Annotated in this window: 14 protein-coding genes; 7 read left to right on the top strand and 7 right to left on the bottom strand. The window is 68.5% G+C overall.

Annotated features, from left to right (window positions below):
- Nucleotides 1–567: 567 nt before the first annotated feature.
- The 5 genes from M6G65_RS27745 (at nucleotide 568) to M6G65_RS27725 (ending at nucleotide 5,861) form a co-directional block, all read left to right on the top strand.
- Entirely contained in the window at nucleotides 568–1,590 is a 1,023-nt protein-coding gene (locus tag M6G65_RS27745; protein ID WP_373323662.1) for a SphA family protein, read from the top strand.
- Between the two features lie 374 nt (nucleotides 1,591–1,964).
- Nucleotides 1,965–3,263 (top strand): ammonium transporter, encoded by a 1,299-nt coding sequence (locus M6G65_RS27740; RefSeq protein WP_250103137.1) that lies wholly within the window; start codon nucleotides 1,965–1,967, stop codon nucleotides 3,261–3,263.
- A 107-nt stretch (nucleotides 3,264–3,370) separates the two neighbouring features.
- Nucleotides 3,371–4,696, top strand: coding sequence for an alpha-amylase family protein (locus M6G65_RS27735; RefSeq protein WP_238194508.1), 1,326 nt, complete (start codon nucleotides 3,371–3,373; stop codon nucleotides 4,694–4,696).
- A 174-nt stretch (nucleotides 4,697–4,870) separates the two neighbouring features.
- Nucleotides 4,871–5,071 carry a hypothetical protein gene (locus tag M6G65_RS27730; RefSeq protein ID WP_238194507.1) on the top strand — a complete coding sequence of 67 codons (201 nt, stop codon included), beginning with the start codon at nucleotides 4,871–4,873 and terminating at the stop codon, nucleotides 5,069–5,071.
- Between the two features lie 328 nt (nucleotides 5,072–5,399).
- Nucleotides 5,400–5,861, top strand: coding sequence for a sigma-70 family RNA polymerase sigma factor (locus M6G65_RS27725; protein WP_238194506.1), 462 nt, complete (start codon nucleotides 5,400–5,402; stop codon nucleotides 5,859–5,861).
- Nucleotides 5,862–5,918: 57 nt separating this feature from the next.
- Here M6G65_RS27725 and M6G65_RS27720 read toward each other — a convergent pair whose 3' ends face one another.
- From M6G65_RS27720 to M6G65_RS27705, 4 genes are all read right to left on the bottom strand, one after another.
- Nucleotides 5,919–7,958: a hypothetical protein gene (locus M6G65_RS27720; RefSeq protein WP_250103136.1), complete on the bottom strand. Its 2,040-nt coding sequence runs from the start codon at nucleotides 7,956–7,958 to the stop codon at nucleotides 5,919–5,921.
- A gap of 86 nt (nucleotides 7,959–8,044) precedes the next feature.
- Nucleotides 8,045–9,211: a hypothetical protein gene (locus tag M6G65_RS27715; RefSeq protein ID WP_250103135.1), complete on the bottom strand. Its 1,167-nt coding sequence runs from the start codon at nucleotides 9,209–9,211 to the stop codon at nucleotides 8,045–8,047.
- A gap of 38 nt (nucleotides 9,212–9,249) precedes the next feature.
- Nucleotides 9,250–10,611, bottom strand: coding sequence for an HlyD family type I secretion periplasmic adaptor subunit (locus M6G65_RS27710; RefSeq protein ID WP_238199530.1), 1,362 nt, complete (start codon nucleotides 10,609–10,611; stop codon nucleotides 9,250–9,252).
- Nucleotides 10,608–12,377, bottom strand: coding sequence for a type I secretion system permease/ATPase (locus M6G65_RS27705; RefSeq protein ID WP_250103134.1), 1,770 nt, complete (start codon nucleotides 12,375–12,377; stop codon nucleotides 10,608–10,610). Before M6G65_RS27705 ends, M6G65_RS27710 begins: the two co-directional genes overlap by 4 nt.
- Before the next feature lie 364 nt (nucleotides 12,378–12,741).
- Between M6G65_RS27705 and M6G65_RS27700 the strand changes: the two genes are divergently transcribed.
- The gene (locus tag M6G65_RS27700) at nucleotides 12,742–13,068 is read left to right on the top strand and encodes a helix-turn-helix domain-containing protein (protein ID WP_192706028.1); all 327 of its coding nucleotides are present in this window, start codon (nucleotides 12,742–12,744) and stop codon (nucleotides 13,066–13,068) included.
- 66 nt (nucleotides 13,069–13,134) lie between these two features.
- On the opposite strand, the gene M6G65_RS27695 is transcribed toward M6G65_RS27700, so the two are convergent.
- On the bottom strand, nucleotides 13,135–13,437 hold the full coding sequence (locus tag M6G65_RS27695; protein ID WP_250103133.1) for a hypothetical protein: 303 nt from the start codon (nucleotides 13,435–13,437) through the stop codon (nucleotides 13,135–13,137).
- Nucleotides 13,438–13,820: 383 nt separating this feature from the next.
- Between M6G65_RS27695 and M6G65_RS27690 the strand changes: the two genes are divergently transcribed.
- Nucleotides 13,821–14,495, top strand: a complete 675-nt coding sequence (locus M6G65_RS27690) for a sigma-70 family RNA polymerase sigma factor (protein ID WP_238199538.1) — start codon at nucleotides 13,821–13,823, stop codon at nucleotides 14,493–14,495.
- A gap of 139 nt (nucleotides 14,496–14,634) precedes the next feature.
- Here the strand turns inward: M6G65_RS27690 and M6G65_RS27685 are convergent, their stop codons facing one another.
- Both M6G65_RS27685 and M6G65_RS27680 read right to left on the bottom strand, forming a co-directional pair.
- Entirely contained in the window at nucleotides 14,635–14,859 is a 225-nt protein-coding gene (locus tag M6G65_RS27685; RefSeq protein WP_192706026.1) for a hypothetical protein, read from the bottom strand.
- A gap of 286 nt (nucleotides 14,860–15,145) precedes the next feature.
- Nucleotides 15,146–15,400 carry a hypothetical protein gene (locus M6G65_RS27680; RefSeq protein WP_238199527.1) on the bottom strand — a complete coding sequence of 85 codons (255 nt, stop codon included), beginning with the start codon at nucleotides 15,398–15,400 and terminating at the stop codon, nucleotides 15,146–15,148.
- Nucleotides 15,401–15,413: the final 13 nt, after the last annotated feature.

Genomic DNA, 15,413 nt, shown 5'->3' with positions numbered 1-15,413 from the left:
GAAAACGAACCGCAGTGTGCTTGCCGAACACTCAACATAATAAATGGTTCGCAGGATTGCTACGTGAAGGGTTGGAGTAGATCGCCGGCCCATATTCGGTGCACCGCTCGGTCCTAGCGCCGCTCCCGGTCACGTTGTGACGGCCGACGACACGGCACGGATCATTGCGCCGGATCGAGTCATCTCCACCGCGACCTCATCCTGAGGTGCCCGCGATAGCGGGCCTCGAAGAAGCGTCCCGCTGCGTTCCGGCGCCGCAAATGTTTTCCCGGCGGGCGCGCGTCTTGCGCCAGGACGTATAAGAAGCAGTTCCGGCACGCGTGACTTCACGATCCCCGATCCCAGCCGATCGCCATCGCGAGATGCCGAAACACAGTGTCACGGAATTCTGGTCCGTATCCAACACATCGAAATCGCCGTCATCCACAGAGAGTGTCGCAAAATTACATCAAACAGCCAGCATCTAGATATTTCGATCCGCTCGAACGCTTGTTTGCCGGCACATGTTGTGACAGCGTTGCTTCAAGTCTCAGCGATTCCCCTCGCCAAACCTTGGGAGCTGAAGATATGCAACGCCTCGGCACGCCCATCCGTTGGGCTGCGGCAGCTCTCCTAAGCGTATCGAGCCTGATGGTGGCCGAGGAGGCCCGAGCGGCTGAATATGCGCAGGGCGTCTACGTGCTCGGCAATCGCGGCCCGCTCGCGGGCGTAACGCCGCCGCCGGGCTTCTACTTCGAGAGCGAGACGTACTTCTATCAGGGCGACCTGGGGGCGAACCGTGTCTTCCAGGGCGGCGGTGTCGTGGCCGCGGGGGTCAAGAATTCCACCGTGGCGAACTTTGCGTCGCCGATCTGGGTGACGCCGGTCGAGATCCTGGGCGGCAATCTCGGCTTCTCCATCACAATCCCGTTCGGGACGCCGGATGTCAGCGCGGCCGCAGTCCTGTCCTCACCGCGCATCGACCGCATCGTCGCCGGCCGCGAGCACGATGCCGTCTTCAACGTCGGCGATATCTATCTCGCGTCCTTCGTGGGCTGGCATGCCGGCAATTTCCACTGGACCGCGACGGCGCTCGGCGTCGTCCCCTCCGGCTCATTCGAGAACGGCCAGCTATCCAACATCGCACTGAACCGCCCGGCCCTCGATCTCAGCGGCGCGCTTACCTACCTCGACCCGGTTCTCGGCTACGAGCTCTCGGTCGTGCCCGGCATCACGTTCAACTGGATCAACCCCGCGACGCGGTACCTGACCGGCACCGAGCTCCACCTGGAATGGTCGGCATCGAAGTACCTGAGCAAGGACTTGTCGATCGGCCTCGTCGGCTATTTCTACGACCAGCTGACGGGTGACAGCGGGTCCGGCGACCGGATCGGCCCGTTCAAGGGCCGGGTCGTGTCGCTGGGCGGCCAGGTCAGCTACACCTTTCACGCCGGTGAGATCCCCATCTCCACGAGCGTCAGGGTCTATCGCGAATTCGACGTCCGGAACCGGTTCCAGGGCACCGCGACGTACCTGACCATCTCGGCCCCGCTCTGGGTCGCGCCGCCGAAGGCCACCGCGGAGGCGAAGCCGGTTGTCGTGAAATATTGAGGAACGCGGGAACCGCCCTGCGCGCTGCCCGCGGCGGACCACCCGCCTCTGGCGCGCGGCCCGTTGGCGCCGGCAAAAGCCGGCCGGAAGCGGCGGGTCCGATTCGGACCTTACAGGCGTCCGGTATGGGCCCGGAGCCGCCGGCACGCGCTCCGGGCGTGATCGCGCTGGAGCCTGCAGCCGCAGGTATGCCCGACACACACCGACGCCGCGATGGGGCGCATCGCGCCCAATCCTGCGCCGCCGTCACCGGTGTATCGCGGCCGCGACACACGCGATCTTGTTCGCCGCCGCACCCGCCGGGGACACGCGCGTGCTTGCCTGATTGCTAGGCAGTCTGCTTGAGAGCGCGGCTGTTCCCAAGGGTGCCCCTCATGTTGTCGCTCTCCACGCGGGGCCTGTCCGGCCTCGCGCTCCTGGTCCTTTCCGCCACGCCCAGCACGGCGGCATCCCCCGCGCCCGACAGCGGCAGCACGGCCTGGATCCTGACAGCCTCCGCGCTCGTCCTGTTCATGACGCTGCCGGGCCTCGCCCTCTTCTACGGCGGGCTCGTTCACGCGCGGAACGTCCTGTCCGTGCTGATGCAGTGCTTCGCGATCTGCTGCATCGCCTCGGTGCTCTGGGCGATCTGCGGCTACAGCCTCGTGTTCGACGGGGACGGCGCGCTCATCGGGACGCTCCACAAGGCGTTCCTGGCTCATCTCGAGCCGCTGCGGACCGGAACGCTCCTGCCTGAGCCCGTCTTCGCGCTCTATCAGATGACCTTCGCGGTGATCACGCCGGCCCTCATCATCGGCGCCATCCCGGAGCGCGTGGCCTTTCCCTTCGTCGCCCTGTTCTCGGCCCTATGGCTGCTGCTCGTCTACGTCCCGGTGGCGCACTGGATCTGGGGCGGCGGCTGGCTGGCCGCGCTCGGAACCCTCGACTTCGCCGGCGGCATCGTGGTCCACACCACGGCGGGAATCTCGGCCCTGCTCCTCGCCATCCTCGTGGGCCGCCGTCGCGGCTTCCCGACGACGCTGACGCCGCCACACAGCCCCGGAATGACCATGATGGGCGCCGGCATGCTCTGGGTCGGCTGGTTCGGCTTCAACGGCGGCTCTGCCCTTGCCGCCGACGCGAGCGCGGCGAATGCCATCCTGGTCACGCATCTGTCGGCCGCTGCGGGCGCCATGGCGTGGACGGCGGCGGAATGGGTGAAGATCCGCAAGCCCACCTCGATCGGGATCGTCACCGGCTGCGTGGCGGGTCTGGCCACGATCACGCCGGGCGCGGGCTACGTCTCGCCGGCCGCGGCCCTGCTGATCGGGGCCGCCGGCGGTCTCGTCTGCTTCTTCGTCACCCTGTACGTGAAGCATCGCCTCGTCATCGACGATTCCCTCGACGTCTTCGCCGTGCACGGCGTGGGCGGCATTCTCGGTTCGCTCCTGCTCGCACTGTTCCTGCTGCCGGACCTCGGCGGCGTCGGCCTCAGCGAAGGCCGCACGGTCCTGGGGCAGCTCGCGGTTCAGGCGCTTGCCGTCGGGGTGACCGCCCTGTGGTCGGGGCTCCTCACATTCGGCCTGGCGCGGCTTCTCGGCGTCGTGACCCCGCTGCGCGTGGACCAAGAGGCCGAGCATGACGGGCTGGACACGGCGAGCCATGGCGAGCGCGCCTACGAGTACACCACCTGATCGGACGCCCCGCCTCCGACCCGCGACGGTGCGAGCGAACGGGATCGGCACTGCAACGTTAACGGCGGCGTGACGTTCACCCGCGGCGCGCGGTGCAAGGAGGCCTGGTGCCGGACTGGATCCAACACACTGTCTGGTGGCAGGTCTTCCCACTCGGCTTCGTCGGAGCCGAGCCCGAGGCTGCGCCCGCCGCGCCGGTCGTGCAGCGTTTGCCCCACCTGCACGGCTGGCTCGACTATGCCGTCGAACTCGGCGCTTCGGGATTGGCGCTGGGGCCGATCTTCGCGGCCTCGACTCACGGCTACGATACCGTCGACCCCTTCCGGATCGATCCGCGTCTCGGGGACGATGCCGATTTCGATGCGCTGATCGAGGCCGCGCATGCGCGCGGCCTGCGCATCCTCCTCGACGGGGTGTTCAACCACGTCGGCCGCAGGCATCCGGCTTTCCAGGAGGTCCTGCATCGCGGCCCGCAGGCAGAGCGGGCGAATTGGTTCAAGCTGTCCTGGCCGCGTGGCACCGCGCCCGGGTCCGAGCCGGACTATGCCTGCTTCGAGGGGCATCGGCAGCTTGTCACGCTCAATCACGACGCGCCGCAGGTGGCGGATTACGTCGCGGCGATCATGGACCACTGGCTCAACCGCGGCGCCGATGGCTGGCGCCTGGATGCGGCCTACGCGGTCCCGCGGCGGTTCTGGGCCCAGGTGCTGTCCCAGGTCCGCTCCGCGCACCCGGACGCCTACATCGTCGGCGAGGTGATCCACGGCGACTACGCCGGCATCGTGCGGGATACCGGCATGGATGCCGTGACCCAATACGAGCTCTGGAAGGCGATCTGGAGTGGCCTCAACGACCGCAATCTGTTCGAGCTCGCCCACGCGCTGGAGCGCCACAACGGCTACCTGGATGCCTTCGTGCCGCTGACCTTCGTGGGCAATCACGATGTGACGCGCATCGCCAGCCGCCTTACGGACGAGCGGCTCCTGCCCCACGCGCTCGCGATCCTGTTCACCTGCGGCGGCACGCCCTCGATCTACGCCGGCGACGAGCAGGCCTTCCGCGGCGTCAAGGAGGAACGGGTGGGTGGGGATGATGCGATCCGCCCACCGTTCCCGCCGACGCCGGCAGAACTCGCTCCCTATGGCTGGCCGATCTACCGGTTGCACCAGAGCCTCATCGCCCTGCGCCGCCGTCATCCCTGGCTGCATCGCGCCCGCACGCGGCAGGTCCATCTGGCCAACGCGCAGCTCGTGCTCGCGATGACAGAGGCGCCCCAGACGCTGTTCGTCGCGCTGAACCTCGCCGATGAGGCGGTCTCGCTGCCCGTACCGGAGGCTCGGCGCATCGAGGTGGGAGAGGGTCAACTCGTCAGCGAGGCGGGTGGCGTGCGGGTGAGCCTCGGCCCACAGGGCTGGGCGATCCTGACCGCCTGACCTGCGGTCCGAAGGAACCCCGCTCCGGCCCGGTCAACCGAGCGGGGCGTCGATCACGCCCAGATGATGCGGTGGCTGGACGCTGAGCGCGCCGCCTACGAAGCGGGTTGACCTTGCCACGATGGCAAGGTGCAGCGTTGCAGCTCGGACCGCTGAGCCGAGAGGAGACGTCCTGTGAAAAGCCTGTTCGCGACCACTGCCGCCCTGCTGATGCTCAGCGCGGCCCCCGCCTTGGCCATGAGCTGCTGTGGCGGAGGCAAGGGCGCGATGATGTGCGGAAAGAACAGCATGGCGACGAGCCATACCGCCAAGGCCAAGAAGGGCAGCTGTTGTTGTGAGGGCATGAATGGCCGCAACATGAGCAGGCGCATCTAAACGACGCCACGGCCCTCTGTATCCACGCCGGCCTGACCAGCGGTCTGCTTCACGGTGCGAGAGGCGGGTGGAATGAGCTGTGCCTCTCGCCCCTCATCCCCTCTCGGCCTCGTCGATACGCATGCTTCAACGTCCGGGGATGGTCGGGAACGGTCGCCACAGCGGCGTCCGCTTCATCCAGCACGCGCCGGGAAGCCGACAGGTGCACCACCACCTTCAACGGGTGGCAGCAGAACGCCGAACGCGTATGCGCAACTAGCCATACAGCAAACCTCTATCGTATACTCGCTGTACGATTTTGCATGGTGAGATCAGGATCAATCACCCCATGCCGCTCCATCCGGATACCCGTTCACGGCCCTGCGCTGATGAAAGCGGAACGGCGCCGCATCCGAAGGTCGAAGGCCGGCCGGACTCGCCGCGCGTCCAAACCTGCACCGCGGACCTTCGCCTGCACAGCCTGCACGGGCAGATCGATCGGGCGGATGCGGAGTCGTCGCAGGCGCCTGACCCGGACCTGTTTCGCGATGACCTTCTGCGGTTGCTGCCCGAACTGAGGCACTTTGCGAGATCGGTGACGCAGGCGGCAGAGCAGGCGGAGGACCTCGTCCAAGAGACGCTTCTCAGGGCTTGGCAGAGCCAGGATCAATACCGCCCGAGCAGCGACTTGAAGGCATGGGCCTTCGCGGTGATGCGGAACAGCATCTTGTCCCACAGGCGCGACACGGACCGCGAACTCCCCGATCTGGGCATGGCCGCTGCAGGGCGACCGGCCGGCTCCGTTGATTGAGGGTCCACATCCAGCCGGCCCTGAAGCTCCCGAGCGGTCGCGTGTTCGACCGCGCCATCAATGGTGCAGATCGATGTGGTGCGCGTTCGTGCCCTGATCCGAAAGCCCGATCAGCTCGACGTTGCCATGCGACCCAACCTCGGCCGGTGTGTGGCTCGGCGCGGCAGCATGCCCGCGCTGGCCATCGGATGAGAACACGAGATTTCCGGCTGGGTCGACCTGCGCTGCCGGCGGCTGCGCCTGACTCTGCCCACCGGCATGGGATGTCTGGCTGACGGAGGACGGCTGACCACCGCTCATGGCGGGCGATGCGCCCGAGCCTGGCGGATCAACCGGCTGCCCGGAGCTTATATGCGGCCCAGGATCTGCCGGCGCAGGAGTGTTGGCGTGAGGCGCGCCCTGAGCCTCGGTGCCGGGTTGGACGTGCCCTGGATCCGCGCCGTTCGCCTCAGCCTGCGATGCTCCGGACTGATGGCCCGCATTCGTGCCGTTGACGGCGCCCTGACCCTCGGCGCCCTGCGTGGCTGATCCGGCCTCCTTGAGCTGACCCGGTGCCTCGGCGCTGTTGCCGGGTGCCTCGCTGGCTTGAGCAGAGCCTGGTTCCGCGCCGCTCGCCTCGGCCTGCGATGCGCCGGACTGGTGGCCCGCGTTCGTGCTGGTGGCGGCGCCTTGACCCTCGGCGCCGTGCGTAGCCGATCCGGCTTCCTTGAGCTGACCCGGCGCCTCGCCGCTCTTGCCGGGTGCCTCGCTGGCCTGAGCAGGGCCTGGATCCGTGCCGGTCGCCTCAGCCTGCGACGCGCCGGACTGGTGGCCCACGTTCGTGCTGGTGGCGGCGCCTTGACCCTCGGCGCCGTGCGTAGCCGATCCGGCTTCCTTGAGCTGACCCGGCGCCTCGCCGCTCTTGCCGGATGCCTCGCTGGCCTGAGCGGGGCCTGGATCCATGCCGGTCGCCTCAGCCTGCGACGCGCCGGACTGGTGGCCCACGTTCGTGCTGGTGGCGGCGCCTTGACCCTCGGCGCCGTGCGTAGCCGATCCGGCTTCCTTGAGCTGACCCGGCGCCTCGCCGCTCTTGCCGGATGCCTCGCTGGCCTGAGCAGGGCCTGGATCCGCGCCGCTCGCCTCAGCCTGCGACGCGCCGGACTGGTGGCCCACGTTCGTGCTGGTGGCGGCGCCGTGACCCTCGGCACCGTGGGTGGCTGATCCGGCTCCCTTGAGCTGACCCGGTGCCTCGCCGCTCCTGCCGGATGCCTCGCCCGCCTGAGCAGGGCCTGGATCCGCGCCGCTCGCCTCGGCCTGCGATGCGCCGGACTGGTGGCCCGCGTTCGTGCTGGTGGCGGCGCCTTGACCCTCGGCGCCGTGCGTAGCCGATCCGGCTTCCTTGAGCTGACCCGGCGCCTCGCCGCTCTTGCCGGGTGCCTCGCTGGCCTGAGCAGGGCCTGGATCCGTGCCGGTCGCCTCAGCCTGCGACGCGCCGGACTGGTGGCCCACGTTCGTGCTGGTGGCGGCGCCTTGACCCTCGGCGCCGTGCGTAGCCGATCCGGCTTCCTTGAGCTGACCCGGCGCCTCGCCGCTCTTGCCGGATGCCTCGCTGGCCTGAGCGGGGCCTGGATCCATGCCGGTCGCCTCAGCCTGCGACGCGCCGGACTGGTGGCCCACGTTCGTGCTGGTGGCGGCGCCTTGACCCTCGGCGCCGTGCGTAGCCGATCCGGCTTCCTTGAGCTGACCCGGCGCCTCGCCGCTCTTGCCGGATGCCTCGCTGGCCTGAGCAGGGCCTGGATCCGCGCCGCTCGCCTCAGCCTGCGACGCGCCGGACTGGTGGCCCACGTTCGTGCTGGTGGCGGCGCCGTGACCCTCGGCACCGTGGGTGGCTGATCCGGCTCCCTTGAGCTGACCCGGTGCCTCGCCGCTCCTGCCGGATGCCTCGCCCGCCTGAGCAGGGCCTGGATCCGCGCCGCTCGCCTCGGCCTGCGATGCGCCGGACTGATGGCCCGCATTCGTGCCGTTGGCCGCACCGTGACCCTCGGCGCCGGGCCGGTTTTGATCCAGCTCGCTTCTGCCGGAATGAGCCGGATCACCAACCGCGTTCGGGGCACGCAAGGCCTCTCCCTCTGGAACGGGGCCGCCCCGCGCGGCGTGCTCCTGTCCCCCGGTCCCCTCCTCCCTCCGCGCAGGCGCCAAACGAGTCAGGTCGGCCTGCGTCGTCGCAGTGACCCCGTCGATCGGCGATGACGGCGTCTCGGGCGCTGAATGCCCGATTGTCTGCGTTGCGCTCTGATGCTGGGACACGGTCTCGCCATTTGTGGCGGGCGACGGGCCCGCCTGCCCCGCACCGTCGGCGCTGCCCGATGCGGCCGCACCGGCGTCCGACCGGGCCTCCGGCGTCGTCGACGACCCTGCGGTTCGGGGTGTGCCCGCCTCTGCCGCTTGGGCCGAAGCCTGATATGCGGGCTCCAGGCCTGCCCAGGCAGGAGCGTGCACGAGCGTCGGATGTCCGGGACCGATGGCTCTGACATCGGTGCTGCCCGGTTGGGAGGACGCGGCCGAAATCGGCTCGGCCGTCGTGGAACCGGCAGTCCCGTTCGCAGCCGGCCGCTCGCGCCGGACGTGAGCGGCACCCCCGCGCTCGCGGTGCGGATCGCCTCGCCTGCGGGCACCGGGACGCTGCCCTGCTCCCACATGGCGGCAGCGTTGCCGCCCGCTGAGCCGAAGGACAGGCCCGGCTCCGTCGCCGGCTCGCCATGGTCGGCCGCGAAGGCATCGGCCGCGAAGACCATCGCGGAGAACACGATGACGCCGAACTGCTTGCGATGGCTGTCGCGCTCATCGGCATCGCCGGAGTCTCCGCTGCCCGCCGCCCGGTGCTGGAGCGTCTGGCCCGATGGACCGGCCGGAACCGGGCCGTCGCCCGCGTGCTCTTGGTCAGCCGCGAGCGCGTCTTGGGGTGACAGGCTCAAAGCCGCAGCCGCGACGAGAGCGGCGAGCAGGGCGGCCGGATGGACCGAGAGCTTCGTTCCGTCGGCGCCTTGCGGGATCGGAAGGAGTTCCGGGTAGCGCTGGGCGAGCTGGTTGATCAGGGCACGGAAGTCGCTGCCCCGCATCGGGCTGTCCAGGACTTCCGAGGCAATGACGTAGCTGCCGTCGATCCGGGCGAAATGCATGATCGCGTCGCCGTCGGGCCGGCAGAAGACGAACCAGGGCTCCGCCTCGTCGCTCAGCCCCTGCTCGCTGCCGATCTGCAGGCCGGCCCGGATCAGCGCGGCCTCGACGCGGTAGAACTCCGCGAGCTCCTGCTGCGACCAGCCGCCCTGGCTGGTCGATGCGGGCCGGAAGAAGGAGATGACCGCACCCATCGGGACCTCACTTCCGCAAATGGACTGACGAACAGGCTTTATCGTTCATGGAAACCGTGTCCGAGGGCTTCGAAGAACGGCGCAACCAGATAGTCGAGCGCCGTGCGCTCGCCGGCCGACACGACGATTTCGGCCGGCAGGCCCGCCAGGAGACGGGGCCGTACGTCGTCCGGCAATTGGTGATCGTCGATCTCGACCGTGCCGGCGAAATAAGGCTGTTTCGTCCCCTCATCGAGCAGGCGATCACGCGAGACCAGGGTCAGCGTTCCGAAGATGGCGGGCGTGCGGCGCGTCTGGAAGGCCGGGAACTTGACCTCGGCGCGCATGCCGGCATGGACGGCCTCCAGATCGTTCGGCGCGAACTGGACGCTGATCACGAGCCGATCGTTGGTCGGGACGATCTCCATCAGCGGCTCGCCGGAGCGGATCACCTGCCCGATCGTGTAGACCTTCAATCCCTGGATGACGCCCTGATGCGAGGCCCGGACCTCGTGCCGCCGGAGAACATCCTGGGCAACGATGAGCTTCTCGCGCAGTTCGGAACTCTTCTGACGGACGTCCAGAAGCTGTGCCGTCAGTGTCTCTTGGAGCTTCTGCTTGAGTTGCGCCGCCTGCATCCCCGCCTCGTTGATGCCGTTCTGCGCCTTGGCGGTCTCGGCCACGGACCGCCCGATCACACCCGCGAGGCGTGCGTGCTCCCGCTCCATCATCAGGACGCGGGAGAGCGGGATGAGGTTCTTCTCGCGCAGGCCGCGCAGGCCTTCCAGCTCCTGCTGGATCAGGGCGACCTGTTGCTCGACCGAGGCCTTCTCGACCGCGAGTCCGGCGATCTCGGTCTTCAGCTGCGTGACGCGCGCCTGAATGAGCCCAAGCTGTGCCTGAAACGACGCGCGCCGCTCCGACAGCTGACTGGCCTGGTCGTCGATCATGCGGGCCACGGCCCGGTCATCCCGTCGCGCTGCGATCTCCGGCGGCAGGACCAGATCCGCCGCCTGCTCCTGCTCGGCGCGCAGCCGCGCCTCGAGGATCAGGGCCGCGTCGAGCTGACCGCGGAGCAAATCGTTGCTGGCGCGCGATTGCACGGGATCGATGCGGAGCAGGACGTCGCCCGCATGGACGGTCTGCCCGTCCCGCACCAGCACCTCCTGCACGATGCCGCCTTCGAGATGCTGCACCACCTTGCGGCTGCCTTCCGCGACGATGATGCCGGGACTGATGACCGCCCGGTCGAGGCGCGCAGTGGCGGCCCAGCTCCCGACGACGCCGAACGTCGCGACGATGACGGCGTAGCCGGCGACGGCGTACACGCGCCAGTTGGTCGGACCGCCGCCCGCCCGTTCCACGTCAGGCGTGCGCTGCGGGGGCGACAGGCTCGGCATCGCGGCTCGCGAGAGGGTCATCGCCTATCCCGCGCTCCGCTGCGCCTCGGAATCCCGGTGGCCCTGGGACGCCGGGGAGCGGCGGGCGGCACCAGGGTCGGGACCGGGCGCGGGCCGGTGATCTGTGACAGAACCTGCTCCGCGGTGCCGTCGCTCTGCAAGGTGCCCCCGCTCATGAGCAGGACGCGGTCGGCCTCGGCCAGCAGGCTCACCTTGTGGGTCACGATCACCACCGTCGTGCCCGACTGCCTCAGCTCCGCCACGGCCCGCATCAGCGCGGCCTCGCCGACCTGGTCGAGACTCGCATTCGGCTCGTCCAGGACCACCAAGCTCGGCTCGCCGTAGAGGGCGCGGGCCAGCGCGATGCGCTGACGCTGACCGCCGGACAATCCGTGCCCGTCCCCCCCGATCACCGTATTATACCCGTCCGGAAGAGACTGGATCAGCTCGTGACAACCCGCCCTCCGGGCCACCGCGATCACGCGCGCGTCGTCCTCGGCGGCGAACCGCGCGATGTTCTGCGCCACCGTGCCGTCGAACAGCTCCACGTCCTGGGGTAGGTAGCCGACGTGCTGGCCGAGCGCCTGCTTGTCCCAGTGACGCAGGTCGGAGCCGTCGATGCGCACGGTGCCGTCGAGCAGGGGCCAGACTCCGGTCAGGGCGCGCACGAGGGTCGACTTGCCGGCCGCGCTCGGGCCGATGATGCCCACGAGGCTGCCGGGCTCGAGCCGGAAGCTCACCGCGCTGAGGATCGGCCGCGTCGAGCCGGGTGCCGCCACGGAGATGTTCTCGACCTGGATCGAGCCCTGCGGGCGCGGCAGCATCAGGCGGCGGGTCTCCGGCCCGGCGACGTCGATGAGATCCGTCAGCCGCCGGTAGCTGGCGCGGGCGGCCGTGAAGCCCTTCCAGTTGCCCACGACGGCCTCGATCGGCGCGAGCGTGCGGCCGATGATGATCGACGCGGCGATCATCGACCCGGCGGAGATCTCGCGGCGGATGGCGAGATACGCGCCCGCCCCCAGAACCAGGGTCTGCAGGAGCATGCGGACGAACTTCGTCCCGGCGACGATCAGGCCGGCGCGATCGCTCGCACGGGCCTGAAGGACCAGGACGTCGTCGTGGCGCCGACGCCAGAGACCGCGCAGGGACGCCAGCATGCCCATGGCCTGCAGCACTTCCCCGTTCCGGAAGACGGTGGCGGCCTGCTGCCCCGCCTCGCGCGAGGCCTGACTGGCGGCGTCGAGCGTCCAGCGCGTCGCGATCTCGGTGAGCAACGTCAGCCCGAGGATCGTGCCGCCGCCCACGAGCGCCATCCAGCCGAACCAAGGATGCAGCACGAAACAGGCGAGCAGAAAGATCGGGATCCAGGGCAGGTCGCAGAACGCCAGCATCCCGCTGCCGGTCAGGAACTCGCGCAGGACATCCACGTCGCGCAGCGCCGTGTCGTGGCGCGCGCCGGGCCGGATCAGCATGCCGCGGTGGGCGGCATCGAAGATCGGATCGGCGATCTCCCGGTCGAAGATCACGCCGCCACGCACCAGAAGGCGCGAGCGCAGCATGTCCAAGGTCGCGTAAACGGCAAGGCCGAACGCGGCGATCAGCGTGATCCCAATGAGCGTCGTTTCACTGCGGCTCGGGATGACGCGATCGTAGATCTGAAGCATATACAGCGGGCTGACGAAGAGCAGCAGATTGATGAACAATCCGAAGATCACAGCCGTCGCCAGAACCGGTCGAAGCGCGCGCAGGCCGGTGGTCAAGGTCGACGGCAGTGAGTGATCGCCCATACCGCTTTCGTCCTGCAATCGACCGGCGCAATCAGCGGCCTTCAAAACCCCACGTCGCGAAGTCATCGCGCCGACGACCACCGGACGCCGACCTCCGCACCCTTGAGCCAAGGGTCCGATCGTCGCCATGCCCGAGCGGCCGATCGGGAACACCATATGGCAGGCTGGCCATCGGCACCCTCTTCCATGTTGGTCCCCGTAATCGACATGATAGGGCCATTCGGAGGCATGCCAAGCATCTCGTCGCGGGAGCGACGACGTTCATCGGCCCGTGTCTGGACAGGGCATGGCCGTCGCAGCTATATGGCTTTTACTGTATAAGCACCGCGTGCAGACGCGATCGCACGCAGGAAGGCAAACCCTCGTGTATGCGCATTACCAACGCCTGGACTCGGAGGAGGTGCTGGAGCTGCGTCGCGAAGGTGGGCGGTATCTGAAGGAATTGCGGGAGGCGCAGGGCCTGTCGCAACGGCAGCTCGCCGCTCTCGTGGGTGCGGAATACTATACGTTCATCTCGCAACTCGAGACGGGGCGCGGCCGCATCCCTCCGGATCGCTACCGGGCCTGGGCGGAGGCGCTGAAAATCGAGCCTCGGGAGTTCGTCCGGAACGTGATGCGCTTCTACGATCCGATGACGTACGAGATCCTGTTCGGCGATCTCACCGCCCGGGCCGAGGACGACGAAGCCTAGGCCGTTAATCGCCTTTGGGCGCGTGGAAGAGCAGGCTCCGAAGGCGGACGGAGGCAGGTCCTACGCTCAAGACGTGGTTTGATCGGCATCGTGCGCCGTCTGCGATCCGAGGCGCGACGCCTCCTGCGACGCGTCGTCGGCCGACGATACGGGCGCACCGACCGCCGCCATCAGGACCCGTAATCCGTCGATCCAAGCATCGACCTCGGCCCGCGTGACGCATCCAGAACGCTTGAAGACCTTGCCGGATGCGAGCGTCACGACAACATCGAAACGGCCGTCCGACCTGTCTTCGATTCGATAGACTACACTTTGTGGCATCGTCGCTGCCCAGCGGTTCCTTTTCGAACGACAACGGGAGCGATCCAAACCCGGTCCCCGGCAGCGCCCCGATCGAGCGCCGTTCCCGACCAGCCCCCTCGTTTGGCACGGCCCGAGGTCCGGGCATCGCTGAACGCGACGATCCTCGCAGCTCCTGCTCGTCTCACCAACCTCCGCTGCGGACCGAACGGAGCCACCACAAACGCACAAGCCTCACAGAACGATCCTCGGCTTGCAGGGTTAGATGTTCACTGTACAGTCAGGTGGCGGGGCCTATGGCAGAGGGTGGACGCTTGAAGACGCGCATTTCCGGGACGCCATCGCTGGATGGCCCATCGTTCCGCGCCGTCACGTCGGACGACGTGCACGATGGACCGGAGCTCGGCAGTACGGCGGATGTCTTGAGAGGACATGTCTTGACAGACAGGTTGATGAGCGAAGGGCCGACATCTGGCCGGCCGAAACCACCCGACCGCCCGGATACGGCCTCACTCCCTCCCGGTGTGCGGGATCATCTCGGCGCCCATCTGCGCGGCGCCTACGAAGCGCTGACGCGGGCGCAGACACCGCAGCGTCTGCTTGATCTCGTGGCGCAGCTCGATGCCACCCTGGAGGGGCAGAGCCGCGAGAGGGCTTTGTTCTTTCGCGCGGAGCTGACCAAAGCGCTTCCTGGGCTGCGCGCGTTCGCCTTGTCGCTCATCGCCGACGCCTCGCGCGCCGACGACCTGGTGCAGGAGACCGTCCTGCGGGCCTGGGCTCACCAGAACCTGTTCGCAACAGGCTCGAACCTGAAGGCGTGGCTCTGCACCATCCTACGCAACCAGTTCTACACCGAGTGCCGCAAGCGGAAGCGCGAGGTCGAGGATGTGGATGGCGCTGCTGCGGCGCAACTCACGGCTCCGGCGGCCCAGGAGCACGGTTCCGACCTGCAGACCGTCTGGTCCCATATCGGCAAGCTGCCTGAGCTTCAGCGCGAGGCCTTGTTGCTCGTGGGTGCACAAGGCCTCACGTATGAGGCGGCCGCCGAGGTGATGGGATGTCAGACGGGCACTGTGAAGAGCCGGGTGAGCCGCGCCCGAGCCCTGCTCGTCGCCGAGCTCGCGTAGGGCTTGCAACGCCCTCGTCGGAGACCCCGACATCGACGCGCTCGCGACCAGGATGACGGCCGCGAGTGGGGATGGTTGAACGGCCGCGGTGGCAGCCGAGAAGCGAGGGCGATCCGCGCCCGGAAGCTCGGGCCCGGTCTCAGGCGAGATCGAGTTCGAGGACCAGATCCGTCAGGTAGAAGGCGATGCGGCGGCTCGCCTCGCGATCCGCGCACTCGACGCTGAAGCCGACCGTGAGAGGCTCGCCCGCGTAGCGGCGCAGGACAGATTCGGCCATCAATGCGGCCTCGCGCTCCGCGGCCGCGGTGAGGACGCGTCGGCCGTCGCGGGTTTCCAGCGTCACCCGGAACTGGTTGTGAGGCATCTCAGGGCGCTCCCCCAGCCAAAGCAGGCAGCCCCATCGGACCGGTGCATGGGCCCTCTAACGTCCCTAGCGGCCAAACCGATCCAGCGCCGTACAGCAAAACTGCTACTCAATCGGGCGGGAGGTGCCGGGCCGAGACCGGACATGGCTTCAGCAGCACCTTGGCGCCGCGCGGCGGGCGAGTTGCGGCCGGCGAGAGCCGCGAAGCGGCCAGCATCGGGCTGGCAAGAACGCAGATGGGGCGCCCGGCAGGGCGCCCCCGAGAGGCTCCGAACGGGGCGGCCGCTCAGTCGTCCCAGTCGTGATGGCGGTGGAAGCCGCCGTCACGACGCTCGATCACGCGCACGCCCGGGCGATCCCAGTCGCGATACCGGGAGCCGACGCCACGGTAGCCGTCGCGATAGCCCTCCCGCACGATGACGCGGGAGTGACCGTAACCAGGACCATATCCGTAGCCGCCACCCCACTCATGCGCCTGGGCAGTCGAGGCGGCGCCCACGAGAGCGGCACCGGCGGCGAGGGTCAAAGCGATTGTCTTCAAGCTGTGTCTCCGT

Origin of the sequence: Methylobacterium tardum (genome assembly GCF_023546765.1) — a bacterium.
GTDB classification, from domain to species: Bacteria; Pseudomonadota; Alphaproteobacteria; order Rhizobiales; family Beijerinckiaceae; genus Methylobacterium; species Methylobacterium tardum.
This window is presented reverse-complemented; position numbering and strand designations above follow the sequence as displayed.

Coding starts and splice junctions, on each gene's coding strand:
- M6G65_RS27705 (WP_250103134.1), bottom strand. CDS start 12,377: ATGGGCGATCACTCACTGCCGTCGACCTTGACCACCGGCCTGCGCGCG.
- M6G65_RS27740 (WP_250103137.1), top strand. CDS start 1,965: ATGTTGTCGCTCTCCACGCGGGGCCTGTCCGGCCTCGCGCTCCTGGTC.
- M6G65_RS27725 (WP_238194506.1), top strand. CDS start 5,400: ATGCCGCTCCATCCGGATACCCGTTCACGGCCCTGCGCTGATGAAAGC.
- M6G65_RS27715 (WP_250103135.1), bottom strand. CDS start 9,211: ATGGGTGCGGTCATCTCCTTCTTCCGGCCCGCATCGACCAGCCAGGGC.
- M6G65_RS27690 (WP_238199538.1), top strand. CDS start 13,821: ATGAGCGAAGGGCCGACATCTGGCCGGCCGAAACCACCCGACCGCCCG.
- M6G65_RS27745 (WP_373323662.1), top strand. CDS start 568: ATGCAACGCCTCGGCACGCCCATCCGTTGGGCTGCGGCAGCTCTCCTA.
- M6G65_RS27710 (WP_238199530.1), bottom strand. CDS start 10,611: ATGACCCTCTCGCGAGCCGCGATGCCGAGCCTGTCGCCCCCGCAGCGC.
- M6G65_RS27685 (WP_192706026.1), bottom strand. CDS start 14,859: ATGCCTCACAACCAGTTCCGGGTGACGCTGGAAACCCGCGACGGCCGA.